Origin of the sequence: Actinomyces gaoshouyii (genome assembly GCF_002072175.1) — a bacterium.
GTDB lineage: Bacteria > Actinomycetota > Actinomycetes > Actinomycetales > Actinomycetaceae > Actinomyces > Actinomyces gaoshouyii.
Map to the genome: position 1 here is coordinate 84,294 of NZ_MVIV01000007.1, position 23,561 is coordinate 107,854.

The 23,561-nt window shown below is 72.0% G+C and carries 21 protein-coding genes; 8 read left to right on the forward strand and 13 right to left on the reverse strand.

From position 1 onward, the window contains the following. Nucleotides 1-65 precede the first annotated feature (65 nt). The gene (gene hflX, locus B1H50_RS07285) at nucleotides 66-1,604 is read right to left on the reverse strand and encodes a GTPase HflX (RefSeq protein WP_080463118.1); all 1,539 of its coding nucleotides are present in this window, start codon (nucleotides 1,602-1,604) and stop codon (nucleotides 66-68) included. Nucleotides 1,605-1,805: 201 nt separating this feature from the next. Here hflX and B1H50_RS07290 point away from each other — a divergent pair, with 201 nt between their 5' ends. Both B1H50_RS07290 and B1H50_RS07295 read left to right on the forward strand, forming a co-directional pair. After that, nucleotides 1,806-3,176: an MFS transporter gene (locus B1H50_RS07290; RefSeq protein ID WP_080463119.1), complete on the forward strand. Its 1,371-nt coding sequence runs from the start codon at nucleotides 1,806-1,808 to the stop codon at nucleotides 3,174-3,176. Between the two features lie 65 nt (nucleotides 3,177-3,241). Continuing rightward, a complete protein-coding gene (locus B1H50_RS07295; RefSeq protein ID WP_080463120.1) occupies nucleotides 3,242-3,853 on the forward strand; it encodes a class I SAM-dependent methyltransferase in 612 nt (203 codons plus the stop codon). 104 nt (nucleotides 3,854-3,957) lie between these two features. Here the strand turns inward: B1H50_RS07295 and brnQ are convergent, their stop codons facing one another. From brnQ to B1H50_RS07325, 6 genes are all read right to left on the reverse strand, one after another. After that, complete coding sequence (gene brnQ, locus B1H50_RS07300) at nucleotides 3,958-5,331, reverse strand: branched-chain amino acid transport system II carrier protein (protein ID WP_080463121.1); 1,374 nt, start codon at nucleotides 5,329-5,331, stop codon at nucleotides 3,958-3,960. Next, entirely contained in the window at nucleotides 5,328-6,353 is a 1,026-nt protein-coding gene (locus B1H50_RS07305; RefSeq protein WP_080463122.1) for a diaminopimelate epimerase, read from the reverse strand. Before B1H50_RS07305 ends, brnQ begins: the two co-directional genes overlap by 4 nt. 9 nt (nucleotides 6,354-6,362) lie before the next feature. Next, complete coding sequence (miaA, locus tag B1H50_RS07310; RefSeq protein WP_080463170.1) at nucleotides 6,363-7,346, reverse strand: tRNA (adenosine(37)-N6)-dimethylallyltransferase MiaA; 984 nt, start codon at nucleotides 7,344-7,346, stop codon at nucleotides 6,363-6,365. 17 nt (nucleotides 7,347-7,363) lie between these two features. Continuing rightward, nucleotides 7,364-8,155, reverse strand: a complete 792-nt coding sequence (locus B1H50_RS07315) for a type III secretion system chaperone family protein (protein ID WP_229657971.1) — start codon at nucleotides 8,153-8,155, stop codon at nucleotides 7,364-7,366. Further along, nucleotides 8,152-8,628, reverse strand: a complete 477-nt coding sequence (locus B1H50_RS07320) for a YbjN domain-containing protein (RefSeq protein ID WP_080463123.1) — start codon at nucleotides 8,626-8,628, stop codon at nucleotides 8,152-8,154. The genes B1H50_RS07315 and B1H50_RS07320 overlap by 4 nt, the downstream gene beginning before the upstream one ends. A 71-nt stretch (nucleotides 8,629-8,699) precedes the next feature. Beyond that, nucleotides 8,700-9,260, reverse strand: coding sequence for an FMN-binding protein (locus tag B1H50_RS07325; protein ID WP_080463172.1), 561 nt, complete (start codon nucleotides 9,258-9,260; stop codon nucleotides 8,700-8,702). Nucleotides 9,261-9,636: 376 nt separating this feature from the next. On the opposite strand from B1H50_RS07325, the gene B1H50_RS07330 reads away from it, so the two are divergent. Next, nucleotides 9,637-10,608 carry an FAD:protein FMN transferase gene (locus B1H50_RS07330; protein WP_229657972.1) on the forward strand — a complete coding sequence of 324 codons (972 nt, stop codon included), beginning with the start codon at nucleotides 9,637-9,639 and terminating at the stop codon, nucleotides 10,606-10,608. 327 nt (nucleotides 10,609-10,935) lie between these two features. Here B1H50_RS07330 and miaB read toward each other — a convergent pair whose 3' ends face one another. After that, on the reverse strand, nucleotides 10,936-12,597 hold the full coding sequence (miaB, locus tag B1H50_RS07335; protein WP_080463124.1) for a tRNA (N6-isopentenyl adenosine(37)-C2)-methylthiotransferase MiaB: 1,662 nt from the start codon (nucleotides 12,595-12,597) through the stop codon (nucleotides 10,936-10,938). Nucleotides 12,598-12,608: 11 nt separating this feature from the next. Then, nucleotides 12,609-13,784 (reverse strand): ROK family transcriptional regulator, encoded by a 1,176-nt coding sequence (locus tag B1H50_RS07340; RefSeq protein WP_080463125.1) that lies wholly within the window; start codon nucleotides 13,782-13,784, stop codon nucleotides 12,609-12,611. 243 nt (nucleotides 13,785-14,027) lie between these two features. Between B1H50_RS07340 and B1H50_RS07345 the strand changes: the two genes are divergently transcribed. The 5 genes from B1H50_RS07345 to B1H50_RS07365 all read left to right on the forward strand — a co-directional run bounded on the left by B1H50_RS07345 (nucleotide 14,028) and on the right by B1H50_RS07365 (nucleotide 20,627). Continuing rightward, nucleotides 14,028-16,217: an alpha-galactosidase gene (locus B1H50_RS07345; protein WP_080463126.1), complete on the forward strand. Its 2,190-nt coding sequence runs from the start codon at nucleotides 14,028-14,030 to the stop codon at nucleotides 16,215-16,217. Nucleotides 16,218-16,341: 124 nt separating this feature from the next. Next, complete coding sequence (locus B1H50_RS07350; RefSeq protein ID WP_080463127.1) at nucleotides 16,342-17,247, forward strand: carbohydrate ABC transporter permease; 906 nt, start codon at nucleotides 16,342-16,344, stop codon at nucleotides 17,245-17,247. 13 nt (nucleotides 17,248-17,260) lie between these two features. Further along, nucleotides 17,261-18,202: a carbohydrate ABC transporter permease gene (locus B1H50_RS07355; protein ID WP_080463129.1), complete on the forward strand. Its 942-nt coding sequence runs from the start codon at nucleotides 17,261-17,263 to the stop codon at nucleotides 18,200-18,202. 8 nt (nucleotides 18,203-18,210) lie between these two features. After that, a complete protein-coding gene (locus B1H50_RS07360) occupies nucleotides 18,211-19,608 on the forward strand; it encodes an ABC transporter substrate-binding protein (RefSeq protein ID WP_080463131.1) in 1,398 nt (465 codons plus the stop codon). A 155-nt stretch (nucleotides 19,609-19,763) separates the two neighbouring features. After that, a complete protein-coding gene (locus B1H50_RS07365; protein ID WP_080463133.1) occupies nucleotides 19,764-20,627 on the forward strand; it encodes a hypothetical protein in 864 nt (287 codons plus the stop codon). Nucleotides 20,628-20,737: 110 nt separating this feature from the next. Here B1H50_RS07365 and B1H50_RS07370 read toward each other — a convergent pair whose 3' ends face one another. The 4 genes from B1H50_RS07370 to B1H50_RS07385 form a co-directional block, all read right to left on the reverse strand. Next, nucleotides 20,738-21,244, reverse strand: coding sequence for a regulatory protein RecX (locus tag B1H50_RS07370; protein WP_080463134.1), 507 nt, complete (start codon nucleotides 21,242-21,244; stop codon nucleotides 20,738-20,740). Beyond that, nucleotides 21,244-22,485: a recombinase RecA gene (gene recA / locus B1H50_RS07375; RefSeq protein WP_080463135.1), complete on the reverse strand. Its 1,242-nt coding sequence runs from the start codon at nucleotides 22,483-22,485 to the stop codon at nucleotides 21,244-21,246. Before recA ends, B1H50_RS07370 begins: the two co-directional genes overlap by 1 nt. 289 nt (nucleotides 22,486-22,774) lie before the next feature. Then, nucleotides 22,775-23,002 (reverse strand): DUF3046 domain-containing protein, encoded by a 228-nt coding sequence (locus B1H50_RS07380; RefSeq protein WP_080463136.1) that lies wholly within the window; start codon nucleotides 23,000-23,002, stop codon nucleotides 22,775-22,777. A gap of 128 nt (nucleotides 23,003-23,130) precedes the next feature. Then, nucleotides 23,131-23,487 (reverse strand): helix-turn-helix domain-containing protein, encoded by a 357-nt coding sequence (locus B1H50_RS07385; protein WP_080463137.1) that lies wholly within the window; start codon nucleotides 23,485-23,487, stop codon nucleotides 23,131-23,133. Between the last annotated feature and the right edge of the window lie 74 nt (nucleotides 23,488-23,561).

A 23,561-nucleotide genomic window follows, 5' to 3' on the forward strand; every position in this document is an offset into this window, starting at 1 on the left:
CAGCGCGGCGGGGTACGGGCCCTCGGCGCCCTCGGCGCCGCCGGGTGAGCCCACCACCCGATCGCTCACAGGGCCGCGCCGGTGAGCTCGGCGGCGAGAGAGGCGCTGACCCTGGCGACCAGGCGCGTCCCGGCCTCGACGTACTCGATGGACTCGATCTCGCCGTCGGCGTGGACGCGCGAGACAAGATCTCCCCGCGAGTAGGGCACGACGACGTCGACGGGCACATCCGGGCGGGGCAGCAGCTCCTCCAGGCGCTCGCGCAGCTCCTCGACGCCCTCGCCGGTGCGCGCCGAGACGGCCAGGGCCCCGGGCAGCTGGGAGCGCAGGGCCACGAGCGTCATCGGATCGGCGAGATCGGCCTTGTTCAGGACGATGAGCTCGGGGACCTCCAGGGCTCCGGGGATCTCCGCCAGGACGGTGCGCACGGCGGCGATCTGGGATGGAGGGTCGGGGTGGGCGGCATCGACGACGTGCAGGACGAGGTCCGCCTCGGCGACCTCCTCGAGGGTGGAGCGGAAGGCCTCGATGAGCTCGTGGGGCAGGTTGCGCACGAAACCAACCGTATCGGTGAGCGTGTAGACGCGCCCGTCGGAGGCCTGGGCGCGGCGCACCGTGGGGTCGAGGGTGGCGAAGAGGGCGTCCTGCACCATGATCCCCGCACCGGTGAGGCGGTTCATGAGGGAGGACTTACCGGCGTTGGTGTACCCGGCGATGGCGACGCTCGGGATGGGGCCGCGACGGCGCGAGCCGCGCTTGACCTCGCGCGAGGGCGCCATGGCCCTGATCTCGCGGCGGAGCTTGGCCATGCGCTCGCGGATGCGGCGCCGATCGAGCTCGATCTTCGTCTCACCGGGACCGCGCGAGCCGATGCCCTGTCCCCCGGCGACGCGCCCGCCGGCCTGGCGGGACATGGACTCGCCCCATCCGCGCAGGCGCGGCAGCAGGTACTCCAGCTGGGCGAGCTCCACCTGGGCCTTGCCCTCGCGGGACTTGGCGTGCTGGGCGAAGATGTCGAGGATGAGGGCGGTGCGGTCGACGACCTTGACCCGCACGACGTCCTCCAGGGCACGGCGCTGGGAGGGGGCGAGCTCGCCGTCGACGATCACCGTGTCCGCCCCCGCGGCCGAGACGATCTCGGCGAGCTCCTTGGCCTTCCCGCCGCCCAAGTAGGTGGCGGGATCGGGGTGGTCACGGCGCTGGATGACGGCGTCGAGGACCTCGGAGCCGGCGGTCTCGGCCAGGGCGGCGAGCTCGGCCAACGAGGTCTCGGCGTCCTGCGCCCCGGCAGGGCCTCCCGCGGCGCGCGGCAGGTCGAGGCCCACGAGCACGACCTTCTCCAGGCGGATCCGGCGGTACTCGACCTCGCTGACGTCCTCCAGTTCGGTGGACAGGGAGGCGACGCGCCGCGTGGCGGCACGGGCCTCCCGCTCCAGGGAGCCGTCGTCGCTCTCGCGGTTCTCGCGCTGGGAGGCGGTGGAGGCCAGAGCGGTCCCCCGGCGGGAGAGGATGCGGGCGACGATCTCCTCGGCGCGGGCCTCAGCGGCGTCGGCGGCCTCGGCGTCGTCAGGCCGACCGGCGGTCTGGGGAGTGGGGTGGGTCACTGAAGTCCTTCGGAATCGCGTGAGGCGGGCCCGGAGCGGGGCTCGACGGGCCGACTGATCTGGCGCGGCGGTCCGGACAGCCGCATGGGCGGCGCCTGCTGGCCGCCGGTCACGGCATCCGGGTGATCCACATGAGCGCATCATAGCGCAGTCGCACCCGCTCACCGGAGGCTCGGCGCTCGTCGGCGCTAGTCTCGGCACGTGAGCCCATCGCCGACGACGCAGGCCCCCGCGCCGCCGCCATCGCCGCGCGCCCTGCTGACCACGAGGCTGGGCCACCTGGCGATGGCGATGCTCGTCGTCGAGCTCCTGGCGGGGATGCAGACCTACATCAACCAGACGGTCCTGCCGCTGCTGGCCACCGACCTCGACGCCCGCGACTCCTACGGCCTGGTCACGGCCGCCGCCCAGGTGCCCGCGTTCCTCACGATGCCTCTGGGCGGTGCGATGTTGGAGCGCTGGCGCGTCGGCGCCCTCATGACGGCTCTGACCGCGCTGCTCACGGCGGGCGCCGTCATCAGCGCGCTCGCGACCACGATCTGGGGGTACATCCTGGGCGAGGTGCTGCGCGGCCTGGCGGCGGGGGCCCTCGCCACCGTGTCGATGGGGGTCCTCGTGGCTGGGATGCCGGATGCCTGGCGGCGCCTGTACGCGGCGGCGGGATCGGCGATGTGGGTGGTCTCCTCCCTCATCGGGCCCGCCTACGCCGCGGCCCTGAGCGCCGCCGCCGGGTGGCGCTGGGCGCTCGTGGGCTACCTGCCCATCCTCGTGGCGGCGCGAGCGGCGATGGCGCACGAGGCGGCGGGCCTGCGTGTGCGCGGGGACGACGGCGCGCCATGGATCCCCGCGCTGGCAATGGCGGGCGGGGTCGGCGCGATCGGCGCGGCCCAGGCGACGCTCCCCTGGTTCTGGCCGATGGCGGGCCTCGGGATGGTCCTCGTGGTGGGAGCCTGCGCGCGCGTCTTCCCCGCGGGCTCCCTGCGGCTGGTGCGCGGGCGCAGGGCCGCCGTCGGGACCCTGGCGTGGCTGTGCTCCCTCTACTTCACGATCGACCTGGTGGTGGCGCCGGCCGCCCATGACGTGCTGGAGCTGGGCCCGGGCGCGATCGGCTGGGCGCTCACGACGGCGGGCGTGTGCTGGTCGGTCATCGCAATGCGCTGCGGGGCGCGTCCCGCCCGCGATCCCCGGCTCCTGCGGCACCGCACGGCCCTGGCGGGGATCGCCTTCGCCTCCGGGGGCGCGCTCATGATCGTGGCCCTGGCCGGCACCGCCCCCTGGTGGTGCCTGCATGCGGGTTTCGGGGTCCTCGGGGCAGGGATGGGGCTGACGAACCAGGATGCGTGGCTGCGAGTCATCACCGCGCCCGAGATCGATGACGGCATCAGCCAGGCGCGCGCCGCCACCTCCGCCGCCGTGGCGAGCTCGGCGGGAGCCGCCGCCCTGGCCACGCTCGTGACCGCCGCCGTGGCCCCGACGACGGCCGGGGTCGAGGCGCGCCTGCTCGTCCCCGTGCTCATCGTGCTCGTGGTGGGGCTGGCCGCCACTCCCCTGCTCGCCCGGCGCATGGATTGAGCAGGCCCGGGACCGCCCCCTCACCTGCCCGGCCCGGCGTCCTCGACGGCGGGTAGCCTGGAGGCGTGAGCGACCAGCACTACTTCACCGCCTCCCCGGCCGCCCGGGCCGCTGAGCGCTGCCACCGGTTCACGATCCGGGGCCGCGAGGTGGAGGTGATCACGGCCTCCGGCGTCTTCAGCGCGGACCGGGTGGACAAGGGCACGCAGGTACTGCTGGACCACGTGCCCGATCCGCCCAAGACCGGCCGCTTCCTGGACCTGGGCTGCGGCTGGGGCCCGATCGCCCTGGCCCTGGGCTCGGCCTCCCCGGCTGCACAGGTCCTGGCCGCCGACATCAACGAGCGCGCCGTGGACCTCACCGCGCGCAACGCCGAGGCCGCTGGGCTGAGGGGCGTGCGTGCGGCCTCGGCCGACGCACTCCTCGCCGAGCTGCGGGCCTCCGGGCGGCGCCTGGACCTCATCTGGTCCAACCCCCCGGTGAGGATCGGCAAGGAGGCGCTGCACGCGCTCCTGACGGACTGGCTGCCCCTCCTGGCCGACGACGGCGAGGCCTGGCTCGTCGTCGGCAAGAACCTGGGGGCGGATTCGCTGGCCACCTGGCTCGCATCCCAGGGCTGGGCGGTGGCACGGGAGGCCTCAGCCAAGGGATTCCGGGTCCTGCGCGTCAGCCGCTGAAAGCGCTGACGTCCGCGCCGCCCCCGTGCCGCCGGCCGCGGGATCGATGCGGTGGGCGGACTCGCTGGTGCTGGGCGTCACCGGCGCGCCCTAGGACTCGGAGCTCAGTACCTCGAAGCGATGGCCCGCCGGACCTCGTCGGGAACGTCACTGGTGTCGCTGGCGGGTCGGCTCCACCGGCCTGTGGCGATATCCACGCCGATCGAGAGCACCGCGACGATGACCACCGGCAGGATCCATCCGGTCGAGTTGTCCCAGGCGCCGGTGCGCGCAAGCAGGTCGGAGGGTGCGGACCAGCCGGTCTCCGCGGCGGCGGAGACGGCCCCGAGGACGACGGCCAGGCTCACGGGCGCCAGGTAGGCCCAGCGCAGGTGGCCGGGGGCTGCGCTGTCGATGAGCGTGACGACGATGAGGGTGATGACGATGGGGTAGAGCAGGAGAGTGACCGGCGAGATGATGATGATCATGGCGTTCAGGCCCAGGTTGGTCAGCGCCAGCGCGACGGCGGAGCAGCCGATGGCCTGAGCGCGGAACTCGATCCGGGGCCAGGCGGTGTTGGCGTAGCCGGCCCAGGAGGAGATGAGCCCGACGGCAGTGGACAGGCAGGCGAGCACCACGATGAGCGCGAAGACCACGGTGCCGGTGGGACCGAGGGAGTCGGCGGCGGCGGCGCGCAGGAGCGATGTGCCGTCGGTGGGGTCCCCGTCGGCGCGCCTGCCGAGCAGCGCCAGGCTGCCGTAGACGGCCGCCAGGCAGATCGCGGCGATGACGCCGGCGCCGCTGGTGCCCCACAGGATCTGCTTCTCGCCGCTCATCCCCTGGGCGCGCAGGGAGGTGATGACGACGATCCCGAAGACGGTGGCCGCCAGGGCGTCCATGGTGAGGTAGCCCTGGGTGAGCCCGGCGGCCAACGGCGCGGTGGCGTAGGCGCCGGTGGCGGGCCGGTCGATCGCCTGGCCCCCGACGATCGCGGCTGCGCACAGCACCGCGATGAGGATGAGGAGCGCCGGGGTCAGGAGCTTGCCGATGCGGTCGGCCAGGCGCGAGGGCCGCAGGGACAGGGCGAGCGCGGCCGCGAAGAACCCGACGGCGTGCAGGGCCAGGGCCGGGCGGCCGGTGGGCAGCCCGGCGAGCTCCAGGAGCGGCCTCGTGGCGAGCTCGTAGGAGACGATCGCGGTCCTGGGGATGGCGTAGAGGGGGCCGATGGCCAGGTAGACGACGAGCGGGAGGACGCGTCCGAAGCGGGGCCCGACCCTCCGGGCCAGTCCGAGGATCCCCTCCCCGGAGGTGGATACGGCGATGACGCCGAGCAGCGGGAGGATGACTCCGGTGGCGATGAAGCCGATGACGACGACGCCCACCGCCTTCCCGCTGGAGGCACCGAGGGACGGCGGGAAGACGAGGTTGCCCGCCCCGAAGAACAGGGCGAAGAGCATGAGGCCGGTTGTGGCGACCCGGCGCAGATCGTGGCCGCTCATAGGACCGTCACCCGCGCGATGAGCCTGGCCTGACCGGTGAGGATCATGCTCTCGCCCGGGCCCCCTGGGGCAGCGCCCGCATCGCCCGCATGCCCCACATGGACCCCGATCTCCTCGCCGGGGAGGAGCAGGCGGTACGACTCGGGGGCGCCCTCGCCCTCCCACTCGTGGAGCGCGGCGGCGGCGGCGCAGCAGCCCATCCCGGTGGAGGGGGCCGCCCCCGCCGACCGGCTCAGGGCCCGCCAGCGGGCCACGCCGATCACCGCCCCGCTGGCGGGGTCGGTCTCCTCGCCCAGGGGGACCACCGCGTCCAGGGCCACCGGCTCGGACGGCTCGGGCTCGTAGCGCACGGCGCTGCCGGGGCCGTCGGCACCTTCGGGGCTCGCCGCGTCGAGCTCGGCCTCGTCGGCCAGGGCGATGACGATGCGGGGGAACGCGGCGCCCGTCATGGCGACGCTCAGGCCCGCGCGGGGGCCGTCGATACCCGGGATGACGACGGCGGTGTCCCAACCGGGCCAGTCATCGTCAGCGTCGGCGGAGTCGGCACCGCCGGGGTCGGCGGTGGTCGCGGGGCGGGAGGGGATGCGCGCGGGCCCCATGTCCACGGCCCACAGGTCGCCGATCCTAGTGGCGGTGCGGGCGCCCCCGCGCGTCCCGATGGTCACCGATGCCCCCTCGGGGATCGTGTCCAGGGACTCGGCGATGAGCGTCTGGGCGAGCAGGAGCACGGCGCCGGGCGCTGTCTCGGCGACGGCCCCGTCGGCGCCGTAATGGTCCATGAACCACTCAGCCTCGGGCACGGCCGCGGCGAAGCGCTCGGCCCCGGGCAGGTTGGCAGTGCGCACGACGCGCACGAGCCCGCTGGCGCCGACGCCCGCGCGCCGGTCGCACACGGCGGCGATATCCGCCGCCGTGAGGGGGATATCGCAGTCGGGATCGACGAGCATGAGGAGGTCGTCGCCCGCCGCGCGCCCCTTGATGAGCTCGTGGCCCGCCAGGCCGGTGCGCGTCGAGGTGGTCATGCGCCCACCCTATGCGACGGGCTCGGGCTGCCCGGAATCCGCGGCCTCGACCAGTCCCAGAGCGGCGGCCAGCACCCGCTCCCGCTCGCCGTCAGGCACCGTCCCATCGGGGGCGAGGCGCGCGTCGATCCAGTGGATGCGCGGGTCGCGGCGGAACCACTTGAGTTGACGGCTCGCGAGCCGGCGGGTGGCGGCTGCCGTGGCGGCGACGGCCTCGTCGATGCTGAGTCGCCCGTCGATGACGGCCAGGGCCTGGGCATATCCGATGGCGCGGCTCGCCGTCGGGCCCTCGCGCAGCCCGGCGCCGATGAGCCCGCGGGTCTCCTCGATGATGCCCGGGCCCGCCTCGGGGCGGAACATCGCCGCGGCGCGGGCGTTGATGCGGGCGCTCAGCGCCTCGCGCGGCGGGCGCAGGGCCAGGTGGACGGTGGGGGCGACGTCCTCGTAGCGGGGCAGGGCGGCGGAGAAGGGGCGGCCGGTGATGGCCAGGACCTCCAGAGCGCGCACGATGCGGCGGGTGTCGCCCTCATCGATGCGCTGGGCGGAGGCGGGGTCGGCCCCCGCCAGCTCCTCCCACAGTGCGCGGACGCCTTCGGCGCGGGCGCGCCCCTCCAGGCCCGCGCGCACGGCGGGGTCGGTGCCGGGGAAGTCGAGGGCGTCGGTGACGGCGCGGACGTAGAGGCCCGATCCGCCGACGATGAGGGCCCGCCTGCCGCGGGCCTCGATGGCGGCGAGATCGGCGCGGGCGTGCCGCTGGTAGGCGGCGACGGAGGCCTCCTGGGCGACGTCGAGGACGTCGATCTGATGGTGGGGGTAGCCGCGGCGCTCGGCCGGTGGGAGCTTGGCGGTGCCCACGTCCATGCCCCGGTAGAGCTGAGAGGCATCGGCCCCCAGGATCTCACTGCTGGCGGGCCCGTCGCCGAGGGCGTCGGCGAGGTCGAGGGCGAGGTCCGACTTGCCGGTCGCCGTCGGGCCGACGACGGCGATGCGCATGAGTGCCACGGTGGGCCTCACAGCTCGGGCAGGAGAGGGCCGACGGTGCGCAGCGCCTGCGTGCAGGAGGCCAGAGCGGTGTCGAGGTGGAGTCGCAGCTGGTCGTCGGTGATGCCCGAGCGCAGGTCGGTGATGTAGATGGCGCGGATGAAGGGGCCCTCGGGGCCGTCGACGATGGCGACGGTGGGGAAGAAGTGATCACGGTTCCAATCGTTGACGGCGGATGCGAGCTCGTCGCGCTGCCCCTCGGGGCCGGGCTCGGCCCAGTCCCCGGAGACGAGGAGCCAGCCGTCATGCTCGGCGGGGATCTCGATGATGAAGGGGAAGCTGTCCCAGTTGCCCATGAGGGTCGCGTGGCCCCGGTCCTCCTCGCGCCGGATCCGATAGGACATCTCCGAGGCGAGCATGGATTCGATGCGCTCGAGGGTCAGGCGCGAGGTGACCTGCTCGCGGGCGGGCTGAGCGGGTCCCCGCGCGCCCCGGGCTCCGCTGCGGGTGCGGGGCGCGCCGCCGCGGCCCGCGCTGACGTTCTCCGAGCCCCGTCGCCGGGGGTTCCCAGCGGGACGAGCGCGGCCGGCGGGGTCCGCTGAGTTGGCTGAGTCGGCGGGGTCGGCCGAGTCGGATGAGGGGGCCCCTGGAGCTGATCCAGCCGATGGGGCGGATCGCGCGGAGGATGGCGAGGGCCCGGGCGAGGAGTCCCCCGCGGAGCGGGCGGCGTCGGCCCGCTGGTCCCAGCCCTTGCCCATCGATCGGGCGATGAGGCCGGCGAGGCGCTCGAGGCGCGTGCGCCGCCGGGGGGCCTCGCTCACGGCTCGAGGCTCCCGCGCAAGGGGTCGGGGAAGACCTCCTCGGCCTCGCGCACGAGGGCGACGATGAGGCGGCATCCCGTGAAGACGAAGTCATCGATCTGGGCGTCGGTCATGCCGGCGTCCAGCGGGTAGGTGATCTCGCCGTGGAGGCGGACGATCCCCCCGTCGCCCACGGTGAGGAAGGCCTTGGGGCCGATGCGGGTGGCGTTCCACTCCTCGACGAGGGAGCGCAGGGGGGCGAGGTGCTCGGTGTCGGCGATGCGGTGCCAGGTGCCGCGCAACTGGACGGCGCGCGTGTCCTGGAAGATGACGTGGACGACGACGCAGCGCCAGGGGATGCCGACGTCGCCCTCGTCGTCGACGAAGTACCTCAGGCCCAGCCGGCGGGTGGCCTCCAGAATGCGCTCGGCGCTCACCGGCGTCGGCGCTGCGACGACGGTGGTGTCCGTGCGGGGGTCCGAGTCAGAGGGCATGGCACCAGCCTAGCCGCCCGGCCACGGCGCGGGGTAACCCGGGCGCGGAGCGATCCGCCGTCGGCGGAAGTCTAGCCGCGGGCCTGCTCCGCGATGGCGTCGATCGCCGCGTTGAAGGCGGCGGAGGTCCTGGAGGCCCCGGCGAGCGCGGTCACATGCGCCTGCTCGATGCTCCTGCCGACGACTTCGCCCTTGATCTTGGAGGTGAAGCCCCTGATGAAGTTCTCCGAGGTGGCGTTGGCCGCGTGCCCGATGATCGTGACATCCGTGATCGCGCCGTCACTCAGGATCACGGAGACGTCGATGGACTCATCGGTGGGCAGGCTGTCCGCGCCCTTGTAGGTCTGGGTGTCCCGGTAGGCGCCATCGGCGTAGGGGCCGGCGGTGGGGGAGGCCGGCGGGGCTGAGGCGCTCGCCGGAGCCTCGCCTCTGGGCGTCGTCCCCTGCCCGGGCCCCTGGGCCCGGCCCGCGTGCTCGCCCTGGCCCGGAGCGGCGTCGCTCCCGCCACAGGCGGCCAGGGAGAGCGCCGCCATGACGGTGCCGGTCAGGGCCAGCGCCCTCCGGGCCGCGCCTGCGCTCCTGCCGCGGGCGTCCGCTCCGCTCCCGTCGTTGCCCCGTGCGCGCGCGCTCATCATTCGTCCTCACCCTCCTGGTCGCTGTCGTGCCGGCTGGTGCCATCATGATCAGCCCCATCATGGCGCTTAGCGCCTCCGGAGGCGAAGTCCAGCGTATCCGATGCCCTGCGACCGCGCGTCTCGTTGCCGTCGTTCCTCCCCCATGAGGGCCGGGGCGAGCACGATGAGGCTGACCGCCCGGTCCCGGCCGCGCACCGCATCCTCGGATCCCCCGGAGGAGTCCCGGGCATGGGAGCCGTGGGCCGATCGTGCGGCGGGGGGCTCGGCGCCGGGGCCATCGATCGACCTCGCGCGCGGGCCTTCGGAGATCGGGTCGCCCTCATGCGGGATGGGCCGGCCTTGGCGGGAGATCGATTCCCCTACGATGGCCGATATGTCCCGATTGCCCACCGTTGAGCGCCCCCTGCGGCCGATGCTGGGCGTGATGAGGCCCGAGGTCTGGGCCTTCCCCGCCACAGGCGCCACGTGGTCGATCCTCAGCCGCGCCCCCCTGCCCCGCCGAGCGCGCCGGAGCGTGATGGCGCTGGTCGAGGGATTCGAGGGCGTGTGGTCCCGCTTCCGCGCCGACTCCCTCATCAGCCGCGCCGCGGACGGCAGGCTCGGCAGCGGGCCGATCCGCCTGGAGCTGCCGGAGGGGTCAGGAGCCATGCTGGACCTGTACGACCGCCTGCATGTCGCCACCGGCGGCAGAATCGATCCGCTGGTTGGCGCCGACCTGGTCGCCCTCGGCTACGACCCCGCCTGCACCTTTACCGTGCACGCCGGTTCGATGACGGGCCCGGGCCCGCGGGCCCGGGGCAGATGGGGCGCGCTCGCCCGCCACGAGGGGGATGCGCTCATCCTCGATCGCCCCGCGCTGGTGGATGTGGGCGCGATCGGCAAGGGATTCCTCGCCGACCTCGTGGGGGCGCTGCTCCTGGAGTCGGGCGTGGAGGACTTCGTCATCGACGCCAGTGGGGACGTGCTCGTCCATGCCGACGGGCCGGTGAGGATCGGCCTGGAGGACCCCGCCGTCAGCACCGATGGAGCCGATAGCGCCCGCGCAGTCGGCGTCGTGGAGATCGCGCGCGGCGCGGTGGCCGGCTCGGGGATCAGTCGCAGGGCGTGGGGCGACGGGCTGCACCACATCCTCGACGGCCTCACCGGCAGGCCGTCGGCCCGGGTGACGGCCGCATGGGCGATCGCCGAGACCTGCGCGCTCGCGGACGGGTTATCGACCGCGCTGTTCCTGACCGCACCGGGGGAACTGGCGGCCTCGGGACTGCGCTTCGAGTGCGCCATCCTGAGCGCTGACGGGAGCGCAGAGGTCTCCCGGGGCCTGCCCGGCTCACTGTTCACCGCCTGACCCCGCTGGGCGCGCTTGCGGTGCCCAGCGGGGCCGTCGGCGCCGAGCGGCGCCATCCACACCCAGCGGTGCGTCCTACCCGCACCGGTCGGTGTTCTCCGCACCTGCCAGTGCGAAAGGCTCCCGTCAACGCTCCCCGCGGACGCATCTCGCAGAGCGCGACGCCGCGGCGATCATCATCGCCGCAGCGATCCTCGCGCTCATCGCCGAGCGATAGCTCCTGAGGAGATTCGTGAGCAGCAAGCGCCATGTCTCAAAGGAGCCGAAAGCGGCGAAGACGACGGTCTAACCATCCGTTCCGATCTCGCCTCAGTGCCGGCATCGGCCTCACCGGGCGGCCGGGGCTCCCACGCGCAGGGTGGGCAGTCCCAGGCTCACCGGCGCGGTGTCCGCCTCGGGGGTCGCGCAGGCCTCGGCCTGTCGGCGCTCCCAGGCGTCACCGGCGCGGGTGCGGCGCACCTCGAACAGGGCGGGACCGTCGTCGTACCAGATGCGATCCCCGGCGGAGCGCGCCTCACTCGCGGCGCGCTCGGCCTCGCTCAGAGCTCGCCCGCACAGGGCGGAGTCGGCGATGAGATTGTGGGGCGCGCCATGGGTGACGCGCACGGTCACCATGTCCCCGGGCCGGGGCGCTCCCTGCGCGTAGTCGTCCGCGGCCAGCCCGGCGGGCAGGGCGGCGTGCACAAGACGGTTGTCCTGAGAGCGCCCGGAGATGCGGGCGGTGACACCGTCGCGGCGCCCCTCCCCCTCGGCGACGAGGACCTCCACCACGCGTCCTTCCTGACGCACGTTCTCCTCGTGGGTGATGCGGCGCACGAGCTCGTCCAGACGCCGGTAGCGGTCCTTGACGACCTCGACGGGCACCTGCTCGAGGTCCGCGGCGGGCGTGCCCGGGCGCGGGGAGTACTCGAAGGTGAAGGCGGAGGCGAAGCGGGAGCGCTCCACGACGTCGAGAGTGGCCTGGAAGTCCTCCTCCGTCTCCCCGGGGAAGCCGACGATGATGTCGGTGGTGATAGCGGCCTCGGGCATCGCGGCACGCACGTCGTCGAGGATCCGCAGGAAGCGCTCGGAGCGGTAGGAGCGGCGCATGGCGCGCAGGACCTTGTCGGAGCCGGACTGCAGGGGCATGTGCAGGCTGGGCATGACCTCAGGGGTCTCGGCCATGGCGTCGATGACGTCCTGCGTGAAGGCCGCCGGGTGGGGGCTGGTGAAGCGCACGCGCTCGATGCCCTCGACGGCCCCGGAGGCGCGTAGCAGCCGGGCGAAGGCACCGCGGTCGCCGAAGCCGACGCCGTAGGAGTTGACGTTCTGGCCCAGCAGGGTCACCTCACTCACGCCCTGGGCGGCGACCGCCTCGATCTCGGCCAGGATCTCGCCAGGGCGGCGGTCGCGCTGTTTGCCCCGCAAGGAGGGCACGATGCAGAAGGTGCACGTGTTGTTGCAGCCCACGGCGATGGACACCCAGGCGGCGTAGGCGGACTCACGGCGGGTGGGCAGGGTCGAGGGGAAGACCTTGAGGGACTCCTCGATCTCGACGGCGGCCGCCGCATTGTGGCGCGCGCGCTCAAGCAGGGCAGGCAGGACGTCGAGGTTGTGAGTGCCGAAGACGACGTCGACCCACGGGGCCCGCTCGACGATCCCCTCGCCCATCTGCTGGGCCAGGCACCCGGCGACGGCGATCTGCATGCCGGGGCGCTCACGCTTGACGGCCGCGAGCTGTCCGAGGTTGCCGAAGAGGCGGGTGGCGGCGTTCTCGCGTACGGAGCAGGTGTTGATGATGACGACGTCGGCGCCGCCGTCGCCAGCCTCGGTGGCGCGGGCCGCGGCCGCGGGCACGTCCTCGACGCGCCGGTAGCCGGCATCTTCGAGCAGCCCCGCCATGCGCTCGGAGTCGTGGACATTCATCTGGCAGCCGAGGGTGCGCACGTGGTAGGTGCGCGGGGCGCGCGCGTCAGCGGCACTCATCGGGTCGGTCGTCATCACAGTCATCGCCAGGCAGTCTAGGCGCTGGAGCCCCTCAGGCCCGCCTCGACCGCGCGGGTCCATGGCTCGATGGCCAGAGCGGCGGCGCCGCGCGCCCACTCGCCGAAGGAGAAGGAACGGGTGAGGATGCGCGGTGGCGGCGCGGACCAGTGGCGGGCTCTCTCCACAGCGGCGTCGAAGGCCTGCCGGTGCGCCTCAACGAGCCCCACCGACTCCCCGGAGACCACGACGAGCTCGGGGTCGACGAGGGCCACGATCGAGCCGACGATCCTACCAGCGGCGTCGGAGGCAGCCTCCAGAACGCCCGCCAGCTGGGGATCGAGGGCGAGCTCGGTGAGCCCCGTGGGTCCGACGATCTCCTCCGGGGAGACCCGGCGCCCGAGCACCTTCGAGGCCCGGTGGGCGAGACCGGGCGCGGCCGCGAGCGCCCGGGCGCAGCCCACGTGCCCCATCTCGCAGGCCGGGCCCTCCTCACGCAGGGGAAGATGACCGATACTGCCGGCGGCGCCGTGAGCCCCGGCGATCGTGCGCCCCCCGATGACAAGGCCGCAGCCGATCCCCGCCCCGAGGGTGAGCAGGGCGAAGGGGTCGACGCCATGGCCGAGCCCGAACCAGGCCTCGGCGTGGGTGAAGGCGCGCACATCATTGGCCACGATGGTGTCGAGCCCGGTGGCCTGACGCAGCCGCACCCCGATGGGTTCATCCCGCCACCCCAGGAAGGGGGCGACTGCGATGGTAGTGCCGTCCACCACGCTGGCCCCCAGCGACAGCCCGATCCCGGACAGCGCCATCCCGGTGGAGCGCTCAATGCGCTGGGAGAGCCCTGCGATCTGCTCGACGACGCCGTCTGGATCCCGCGAGGCCAGGGGCTCGGAGACCTCTACGAGCGCAGAGCCGAGCGGGTCGATGACCTGGGCGTAGAGGTCATTGGCGGTGAGCTTGATGCCGAGCAGCGCGGCGGCGCGGGGCGCGAGGCGCAGGCTTTTGGCGGGGCGCCCCGCCTCAGCGGTGGTCGGCGCGGACGGCTCATCCTCCAGGAGCAGGCCGTCCTCGATCAGCGGGCGCACGGCGCGGGAGAGCGTGGGCGCCGACAGGCCGAGATGATCGGCCAGGTCCGTGCGGGTCCGGGAGCCAGCGGCAGCCAAGCGCAGGAGCACCCTCGATGCCGGTCCCGCGGCAGCGGTGGCCTCCATGCCCGCTCCTCTTCCATGTGCTCATCGTCCGCCGGGAGGAATCCTGCCACACTGGCGCCCCCGCGCCTCCACCAGACGCGCGGCCCGGCGTCCGGCGCGGCCCGCAGTTCTCCGACCACCCGAGGGGCCCTACATGCGAGCAGGGTCTTGACATCTCGTCGCCAGCCATTTATTTTCATATTGAAAGGAATGGTTCGCGGCATCGCGGACCGCCAGGGGCCCCTTGGGCCCGGAAGGACGACGATGACCCTCCACCTCCGCTCCGGCGGCACCTCCCTTGTTCTCGACACCCCCTCCGACCGCTTCCCCGTCGTGCGCCATTGGGGAGCCGATCTCGGCCCCCTCGACGGCAGCGCCCTCCAGGACGCCGGCCGCGCATCGGCCACCACGCTCGGCTCGAACTCCGCCTGGATCTGCAACGACCTGCCGATCCTCCCCCACGCCAGCCTGGGCTGGTCGGCCCGCCCCGCCATCGCTCTGCACCGGGTGGACGGAACCGCCTTCTCCTTCCACCCCACTCGGGTCGAACACGAGTGGCGGGCCGAGGACTCACCGGCCGTCGGAGAGGGGTCTTCCGCCCCCATGGTGGTCTCGACGGCCGTCGATGAGTCGCACGGGGTGAGCATCGTCAGCGAGATCCGCCTGGAGGAGTCCGGGCTCGTGCGCGTGCGCGCCACGGTCACCAACGAGCCGGGCGGGCGCCTCGAGCTGATCAGTGGCCTCGTCGTCGACGAGATCACCCCTGCGCTGCCCCTTCCCCAGGGCGCCGATGAGATCCTGGACATGTCCGGGCACCACATCAATGAGCGCCGTCTCCAGCGCCATCGCCTCACCGCGGGCACGCACCTGCGCGAGTCCTGGGAGGGCCGTCCCGGGCACGACGCCGCCACCTGGCTCGCCGCCGGGCGCGCCGGCTTCGGCTGGCGCGCGGGCACGGTCCACGGCGTCCACCTGGCCTGGTCGGGCTCCACGCGCTGCCTCATCATGAACCCCTCCCAAGGCAGGGCGCTCATCGGCGCCGGCGAGCTGCTCGCCCCCGGTGAGGTCATCCTGGCCCCGGGGGAGTCCTACACCTCCCCGTGGGCGGTCTTCTCCTGGGGCGAGGGGCTGGACGCACTGGCGCACCGCTCCCACGCCTTCTTGCGCTCCCTTCCCTCCCACCCCGAGCGCCCCCGGCCGGTGCTGCTCAACACCTGGGAGGCCGTCTACTTCGATCACCGCCTCGACAAGCTCATGCGCCTGGCCGAGCTCGCCGCGGACGTGGGCATCGAGCGCTTCGTCCTCGACGACGGCTGGTTCGGCTCCCGCCGCGACGACACCTCGGGCCTGGGAGACTGGCAGGTCTCGGCCGACGCCTGGCCCGAGGGCCTGAGCCCCCTCGTGGATCGCGTCCACGAGCTCGGCATGGAGTTCGGGCTGTGGTTCGAGCCGGAGATGATCAACGTGAACTCCGAGCTCGCCCGCGCCCACCCGGACTGGATCCTGTCCGACGGGGCGGGAGGCGCTCCCGAGCACCGCAACCAGCGCGTCCTGGACCTGTGCGCCCCCGGCGCCTGGGACTACCTGTACGAGTCGATCAGCGCCCTCGTGGAGCGCTATTCCATCGCCTACATCAAGTGGGACCACAACTCCCCGCTCGTGGCCGTCGGCCACGAGGTGACCTCCCCCGTGTCCGGCCGGCGCGGCGGGGCGGCCGTCCACGACCAGACACTCGCCCTCTACCGCCTTCTCGATGCCCTCCACGAGCGCTTCGGTGACCTGGAGATCGAATCCTGCGCCGGCGGCGGCGGCCGCATTGACATGGGCATCATGGAGCGCGCCCAACGGGTGTGGGCCTCGGACTCCATCGACGCCCATGACCGCCAGGACATCCAGCGCGGCACCATGCTGCTCCTGCCCCCGGAGCTCGTCGGCACGCATGTGGGCGCCGGCCGCGCGCACACGACGCTCCGCGATCTCGACCTCGACTTTCGCGCGGGCACGGCCCTCTGGGGGCATATGGGTGTGGAATGGGACCTCACCAGTGCCGACGACGGCGCCCGCGAGCGCCTGGCCTCGGTCATCGCCCTGCACAAGGAGCTGCGCCCCCTGCTGCACTCGGGCCTGACGGTCCATGCGGACCTGGCCGACGACGACGCCCTGCGGATCGAGGGCGTGGTGGCCGCCGATGGCTCCGAGGCGGTCTACGAGATCGCCTGCCTGGGGCAGACCATCGCCTGGCCGACGGCCCCCCGGCCACTGCCCGGCCTGGACCCGGGGCGCCGCTACCGGATCGAGCTCGCGGCGCCGTCGTACCCCGAGCTGACCCTGCGCCCGAAGTGGATGGACGAACCGGTCACCCTGCCGGGCTCGTACCTGTCCACGACCGGCCTGGCCCTGCCGATCCTCCACCCCGACCACCTCGTGCTGGTGCGCGCCACCGCCGTCGACTGACCGTCGTCGACCGCCGGGCGGCCCGCTCCGGAGCGCAGGGTCCGCTCGCCGTCGTCGTCCCCGGCCTCCTCCAGCCGACTCGCCCCTCTCCCCTATCCGTTTCGACGATGATCTGGAAGGAACCATGACCACCATCGCCTCATCGGCCCCACGACTGCGCAAAAGGCCGCGCAGCGACGCCCGCCTGGGCTGGGCCTTCATCGCCCCCGCGGGCATCGGGCTCCTCGCCTTCTACATCTGGCCGCTGCTGCGGGGCATCTGGCTGTCCTTCACCGAGTACAACCTGCTGACCCCGGCCTCCTTCAACGGGCTGGCCAACTACTCCCGCATGGTCCAGGACAAGATCTTCTGGAACGCGGTGTGGGTGACCCTGGAGTACGTGCTCATCAACATCGGCCTGCAAACGGTGCTGGCCCTCGTCATCGCCGTCCTCATGCAGCGCCTGACCCAGTCGACGCTCGTGCGCTCCATCGTGCTGACCCCCTACCTCGTGTCGAACGTCGTGGCCGCCATGCTGTGGCTGTGGCTGCTGGACAACACGCTGGGCATCTCCAACCAGGTCATCGAGGCGGTTCTCGGCGACCGCGTGGACTTCTTCTCCTCCTCGCTGGCGATCCCCACGATCGCCATCATCAACGTGTGGCGGCACGTGGGCTACACGGCGCTGCTCATCTTCGCCGGGCTCCAAGCGATCCCCGGGGACGTCTACGAGGCGGGCAAGATGGATGGCGCCAGCGAGTGGACGATGTTCTGGCGCATCACCATGCCACTACTGCGCCCGATCCTCGCCCTCGTCCTCATCATGACGATGATCGGCTCCTTCCAGGTCTTCGACACGGTCTCCGTGACCACCGCCGGCGGCCCGGTCAACGCCAGCCGCGTGCTGCAGTTCTACCTGTACGACATGGCCTTCAGCCGCTTCCAGTTCGGCTACGCCTCCGCGATGGCCGTCGGGCTGCTCCTCATCCTGGCGGCAATCACCGCCCTGCAGTACCGCATGACCCGTGCGGGCGAGACCGACCTGAACTGAGAGGGAACCGACCATGACCACCACTGTCACCACTCCCTCAACCGCCTCCGGGAAGGCCGGGGCGGATAGTGCCTCCAAGAAGCGCGTCTCGGCCGGTCGCGTCGCCGCCTGGGTCACCATGGCGCTCATCATGGCCTTCACGCTCCTGCCCTTCTACTGGGTGCTGCGCACCGCACTGTCCTCCAACGCGGGCATCTACGCCGATCCCGCCAACCCCCTGCCCGTGGACCTCAACTTCCGGGCCTTCGCGCGCGTCTTCGGCATGCAGTCCACCGAGGCGGCGATCGTCGACGGCGGCTCCGGTGCGAAGATCAACTTCTGGCTCTACCTGCGCAACTCGATCATCGTGGCCACGCTGGTCACGGTGGGCCAGGTGTTCTTCTCCGCCATGGCCGCCTACTCCTTCTCGCGCCTGCGCTGGAAGGGGCGCGATGCGGTCTTCGCCATCTTCCTGGCAGCGCTCATGGTACCCTCGATCTTCACCCTCCTGCCGAACTTCGTGCTCATGAAGCAGCTGCACCTCATCGACACCCTCCTGGGAGTGGCACTTCCGACGATGCTCATGACGCCCTTCGCGGTGTTCTTCCTGCGCCAGTTCTTCATGAACATCCCCCGGGAGTTGGAGGAGGCGGCCCTCCTCGACGGCGCCTCGAAGGTGCGGGTCTTCTTCACCCTCATCCTGCCCATGGCGAAAGCGCCCATCACCACGCTGGGGATCCTGACCTACATCGCGGCCTGGAACGACTACTTCTGGCCGCTACTGGTCTCCTACTCGGGCTCCTCCCGCGTGCTCACCGTGGCGCTGGCGGTCTTCAAGTCCCAGGCGCCCCAGACCGGCCCGGACTGGTCCGGCCTCATGGCGGCCACACTCGTGGCGGCCCTCCCGATGCTCCTTCTCTTCATGGCCTTCGCCCGGCGCATCGTCAACTCCATCGGCTTTACAGGCATCAAGTGAGGCACCAGATGACGACCTCTTCCCTCCCCATCCTGCGCTCGGCGCTCTCGCGGCGCTCCCTCCTGTGCGGACTGGCCTCCGGGGCCGCCGCCATGACCCTGGCCGCCTGCTCCGGATCGAGGGGCTCGGATTCCAGCACCGTGGAGTACTGGCTGTGGGACTCCGCGCAACTGCCCGCTTACCAGGCCTGCGCCGATGCCTTCAAGGCCAAGACCGGTATCACTGTCAACATCACCCAGATCGGTTGGGATGATTACTGGACGAAGCTCACCGCGGGCTTCATCGCCGACACCGCCCCGGACGTCTTCACCGACCACATCGCCAAGTTCGCCCAGTTCGTGGATCTGGACGTCCTCCTCCCCCTCGATGAGCAGGCGGCGTGGTCCGACGTGGACACCGAGGCCTTCCAGGACGGCCTCATCGACCTGTGGAAGGGGGACGACGGCCACCAGTACGGCTGCCCCAAGGACTGGGACACCGAGGCGGTCTTCTACAACAGAACCATGCTCGCCGATGCCGGCCTGAGTGAGAAGGACCTGGAGGGATGGTCCTGGAACCTCACCGACGGCGGCAGCTTCGAGAGGATCCTCGCCCGCCTGACCATCGACAAGAACGGCGTGCGCGGCGACGAGCCGGGCTTCGACCCCAGGAACGTGGCCGTCTATGCCACCGGTATCGCCGATGAGGGCTCCTCGGATGGCCAGACCCAGTGGAGCCCCTTCACCGGCAGCGTCGGGGAATGGCGCTACACGGACAAGGAGACCTGGGGCACCCACTACCGCTACGACGAGAAGCAGTTCCAGGACACCCTCGACTGGTATTTCGGGCTCATCGACAAGGGCTACATGGCCCCTGCCGGCACGTTCGCCAAGGGCAACGGCACCGATGTGCAACTCGCCAGCGGCTCGATCGCGCTGTGCATCGCCGGTGCCTGGATGTTCAACACCTACGCCAAGATGGAGATCGACGTCGGCATCGCCGCCCACCCGGTGGGGCCCAACGGCAAGTCCGTCTCCCTCATGAACGGCCTGGGCGACTCGATCGTCAAGAAGTCGAAGAACATCGAGGGCGCCTCGAAGTGGGTGGCCTTCCTGGGAACCCGGGAGGCGCAGGACATCGTGGCCTCCTATGGGATCGTCTTCCCGGCGATCACGTCCTCCACGGAGAAAGCGGTGGAAGTCTTCGAGAAGACCGGACTGTCCACCAAGCCCTTCACCAGCTATCTGGAGGAGGACGGCGGCGGCACGTTCTACTTCCCGCTGACCTACTTCGGCGCCGACGTGAACGCGATCATCAAGCCGGGAGTCGCGGACGTCTACGTCAACCGCGTGCCGGCCTCCACCCTCACCGAGTACAACGAGCAGGTGAACCTCCTGTTCGAGACCTCGAAGAAGGAGAAGGGCTGAGCCGGCGCTCCACTCGAGCCCTCCGCACCCATTCCCCGATAGCGGTGGCCCCTGCCCTCCCGGATCTCAGGTCGGGCGGGCAGGGGGCACGATCATCGCGGTGCCCACTACGATTGGGGAAGCACCTCCAGAGGCGAGGCGAGGAGGGGACGACGATGGCAAGAGCGGTGAGGACGCGGCGCACCCGCCTGCACGGCATTCACGAGGCGCTCGGCGCCACCTTCACCATCGACAACGGCTGGGAGGTGCCGCTGCGCTACGCCCCCGGCGATGGAGAGCTGGAGGCACTGCGGGGCTCCGCCGGCATCCTCGACCTCTCCCACCTGGGCACGTTCAAGGCGCAGGGCCCTGTAGCGGGCGCCTCCCTCGATGCCGCGATCACCGGCACCGACTCCGATGCTCCCGCTTCGGCCGGCCCAGTCTCCTCCCTCCCCGTTGGCCGCGCCCTGCGGGCCCGACTAGCGGTCGATGCCGCCCCTGCCACCATCTACCGCCTGGGGGACGAGGAGTTCCTCGTGGTCACGAGCGCCGCTGACCACCGCAGTACCATCGGGCCGGCCCGCGGCGCCCGCTCGCGGCGGGAGAGCATCGTCGACGCAACGGAGTCGATCGCGCTCATCGCCGTGGTGGGGCCCCGGGCGGAGGAGATCATGCGCGGCGTCGTCGAGTCCGGGGCGGGCATGCCCGCCGCCCTGCTCCCCGAGGACAAGGCCCGCAGCGGGGAGGACTGCGGGCCCGACGTGCTCTGCGGCCCCGGCCTCCTGCGGCGCTTGCGCCACGGGGCGGCCGTGCGGGCCACCGCCTGCGGGCACACGGTGATCCTGGCGCGAGAGCGCATGGGCGACGCCGACTGCCTGGCGGTGTTCTGCGGGGCAGAGGACGCCGTCGACCTGTGGGAGATGATCGCCGAGCGCGCCTCCTCCCTGGCATCGGGCACGGGCCCCGCGGATGCAACGCCCGTACTCACGGCCTGTGGCCTGGCCGCCTGGAATGCCCTGACTCCGGTGGCTCGGCAATAGGCACGAGTGCCACCGGGGCTGCCGACAGCCTCTCTATCGAGCGGCGCCATTTCCTCCGAGCGGTGCGTCCTGCCCGCACCAGTGAGTGCGGGCGGCACCGGTCGGCGCCGTTACTGGTCTTCCCGGGTCTCCTCGGCCAGGGCTCGCTCGAAAGCGCCCAGGGCCACGGCCTGGGAGTAGCCCTTGCGGCCCAGCGCCGCCAAGGCGCGCCGCTCACGGACCACCGGATCGAGCCCGCGCGTAGCGCGCAGCCTCTTGCGGGCCAGGGCGAGTGCAGCGCCGGCCTCGTCGTCTCCGCTGATCTGAGCCAGGGCCCCGCTGATCGCCCGCTCCCCCAGGCCCTTGCGTCGCAGCTCATCGGCGATGGCCCGGCGGGCCGCGCCCTTCTCAGCGAAGCGGGTGCGCGCAAGAGTCGCGGCGTAAGCGTCGTCATCAATGAGGCCGGCAGTCTCGAGGCGGTCGAGGACCTCCTGCGCCACTCGGTGATCGATCTCCTTGCGCTCCAGCAGCTCGGCGAGGGCCGCGCGGGGGGCGGGGGCGCGGTCGAGGCGGCGCAAGACGATCTCCCGCGCCGCCTCGACCTCTTCCTGATGCCTGTCGGGGGTGAGCCAGGGCATCAGAAGCCGCCGGCGTCCTCACCGAAGGCGGCGTCGATATCGAGGGCAGAGGACTTCTTGGCGCCGCTCTTGGCGCCTCCCTTGCCCGAGCCCCTGCCCGAGCCGCGCCCCACGGCCTTGGCGGGGGCCTTCGTCTGCGCAGCGGCCTCGAGGGCGGCCTCGGCGGCCACTGCCGCCGCATCGGCCTCCGCTGCGGCCGCCGCGGCATCGGCCTCCTCCTGGGCCTTGCGCCCGGCCTCACCGATCCCCAGGGCTGCGAGGATCTTCTGCTCGATCTCATCGGCCAGGGCGGGGTTGTCCGCGAGGAAGGCGCGGGCGTTCTCCTTGCCCTGACCCAACTGGTCCGTGCCGTAGGTGAACCAGGCGCCGGACTTGCGCACAATGCCGTTCTCCACGCCCAGGTCCAGCAGGCCGCCCTCGCGGGAGATGCCGCGGCCGTAGAGGATGTCGAACTCGGCCTGCTTGAAGGGCGGGGCCATCTTGTTCTTCACCACCTTGGCACGGGTGCGGTTGCCCACCGGCTGATCCCCGTCCTTGAGGGTCTGGATACGACGCACATCGATGCGCACGGACGCGTAGAACTTGAGGGCCTTGCCGCCCGTGGTGGTTTCAGGACTGCCGAAGAAGACGCCGATCTTCTCTCGCAGCTGGTTGATGAAGATGGCCGTGGTGCCCGTGGCGGACAGGGCACCGGTGATCTTGCGCAGCGCCTGGCTCATGAGGCGGGCCTGGAGGCCGACGTGCGAGTCCCCCATCTCCCCCTCGATCTCCGCCTTGGGCACCAGTGCGGCCACGGAGTCGATGACGATGATGTCCAGGCCGCCGGAGCGGATGAGCATGTCCGCGATCTCGAGGGCCTGCTCGCCGGTATCCGGCTGAGACACGAGCAGGTTGTCCGTGTCCACCCCGAGGGCCTTGGCGTAGACCGGGTCCAGGGCGTGCTCGGCATCGATGAAGGCGGCGTTCCCACCGGCCCTCTGGGCGCTGGCAACGGCGTGGAGGGCGACGGTCGTCTTACCGGAGGACTCGGGGCCGTAGATCTCGATGATGCGACCACGGGGTAGGCCGCCGATCCCGAGGGCGACGTCGAGCGCGGTGGAGCCGGTGGGGATGACGGCCACGGGAGGACGGCTGTCATCTCCCAGGCGCATGACGGAGCCCTTGCCGAAGGATTTGTCGATCTGGGCGAGGGCGGTGGCCAGGGCCTTGGATCGATCCTGGTTCTGAGTTGCTGCGGGCATGGCCTCTTCTCCGGCTCGGGCGGCGGTGGGCCGCGGTGTTCAGGGCTGGTCCTCGTGAACGAGATCCCCTCTCCGGGGCTCGTGGACGACGGTATGCCGGACCACCGACATGTATCCGCGAGCCTCCACAGAACGGGGCCCGTGAGGGCTCGTGGCGCGTCCGTGGTGAACTCTAGCCGAACACGTGTTCGAATCTGCAAGTGGCCCTTCCCCGGCGTGTCACGGAGCAGGGCCGACGGCGTCGCTCCCGGCGGGGCCCGTCCGGCCGCCCGGGGGCAGAGATCGCACACTACCTGCGACGGGCGCGCGAATCGTCCCGGTAGACCCAGCGCTCGGCCTCGCTGCGCTCGGTCTCCCGGCAGAGCGAGTCCCAGACCTCGCGGGGCGGCTCGCCGGCGTCGAGGGCCTGAATGGCCGTCATCGACCAGGGCGGCAGGACGAGATCCTGGGCCAGTGATCGCCCGTAGGCGGAGCCGAAGACCTCGTCGAGGGCACGCCAGAACTCCGAGTGCTTCATGAGGGCTCCTGGTCAGGGGAAAACGGATAACCGGGAGGGGAACGGGCGATGGGAGGGGCGCGGGTAGGAACATCCCCGAGCGGCCTCGCGCCCGCCCGAGGGATGAGGATCGGGCCGGCCCGCCGGCGTCAGCGCACGATGACGCCCTGCTGGCGGACGAGCTCGTCCGGGACGGTATCGGGGATGACGACGCCCTCGGCCATGGCGACGCGCTCGGAGACCTCGCGCAGTACTGTGGACAGGGGGGCGTCGAGGGCCTGGCAGATGGAGGCGAGCAACTCCGAGGAGGCCTCCTTCTGACCGCGCTCGACCTCGGAGAGGTAGCCCAGCGACACGCGCGCCTGCGAGGAGACCTCGCGCAGGGTGCGCCCCTGGTGCTGGCGGACGGAGCGAAGGACCTCGCCGATCTCGCGGCGCAGGAGGACGTTCTCGTGCTTGGTGGTGTCCACGGCAGAACCGTACCCCGTGGAGAGCGCTGGGCGCATCGCCATCCTGGGCGCCAGGCGGGACGAGCGGGCTGGACGGGGGCGAGTCATCTCATTCATCACAAGGCACAACC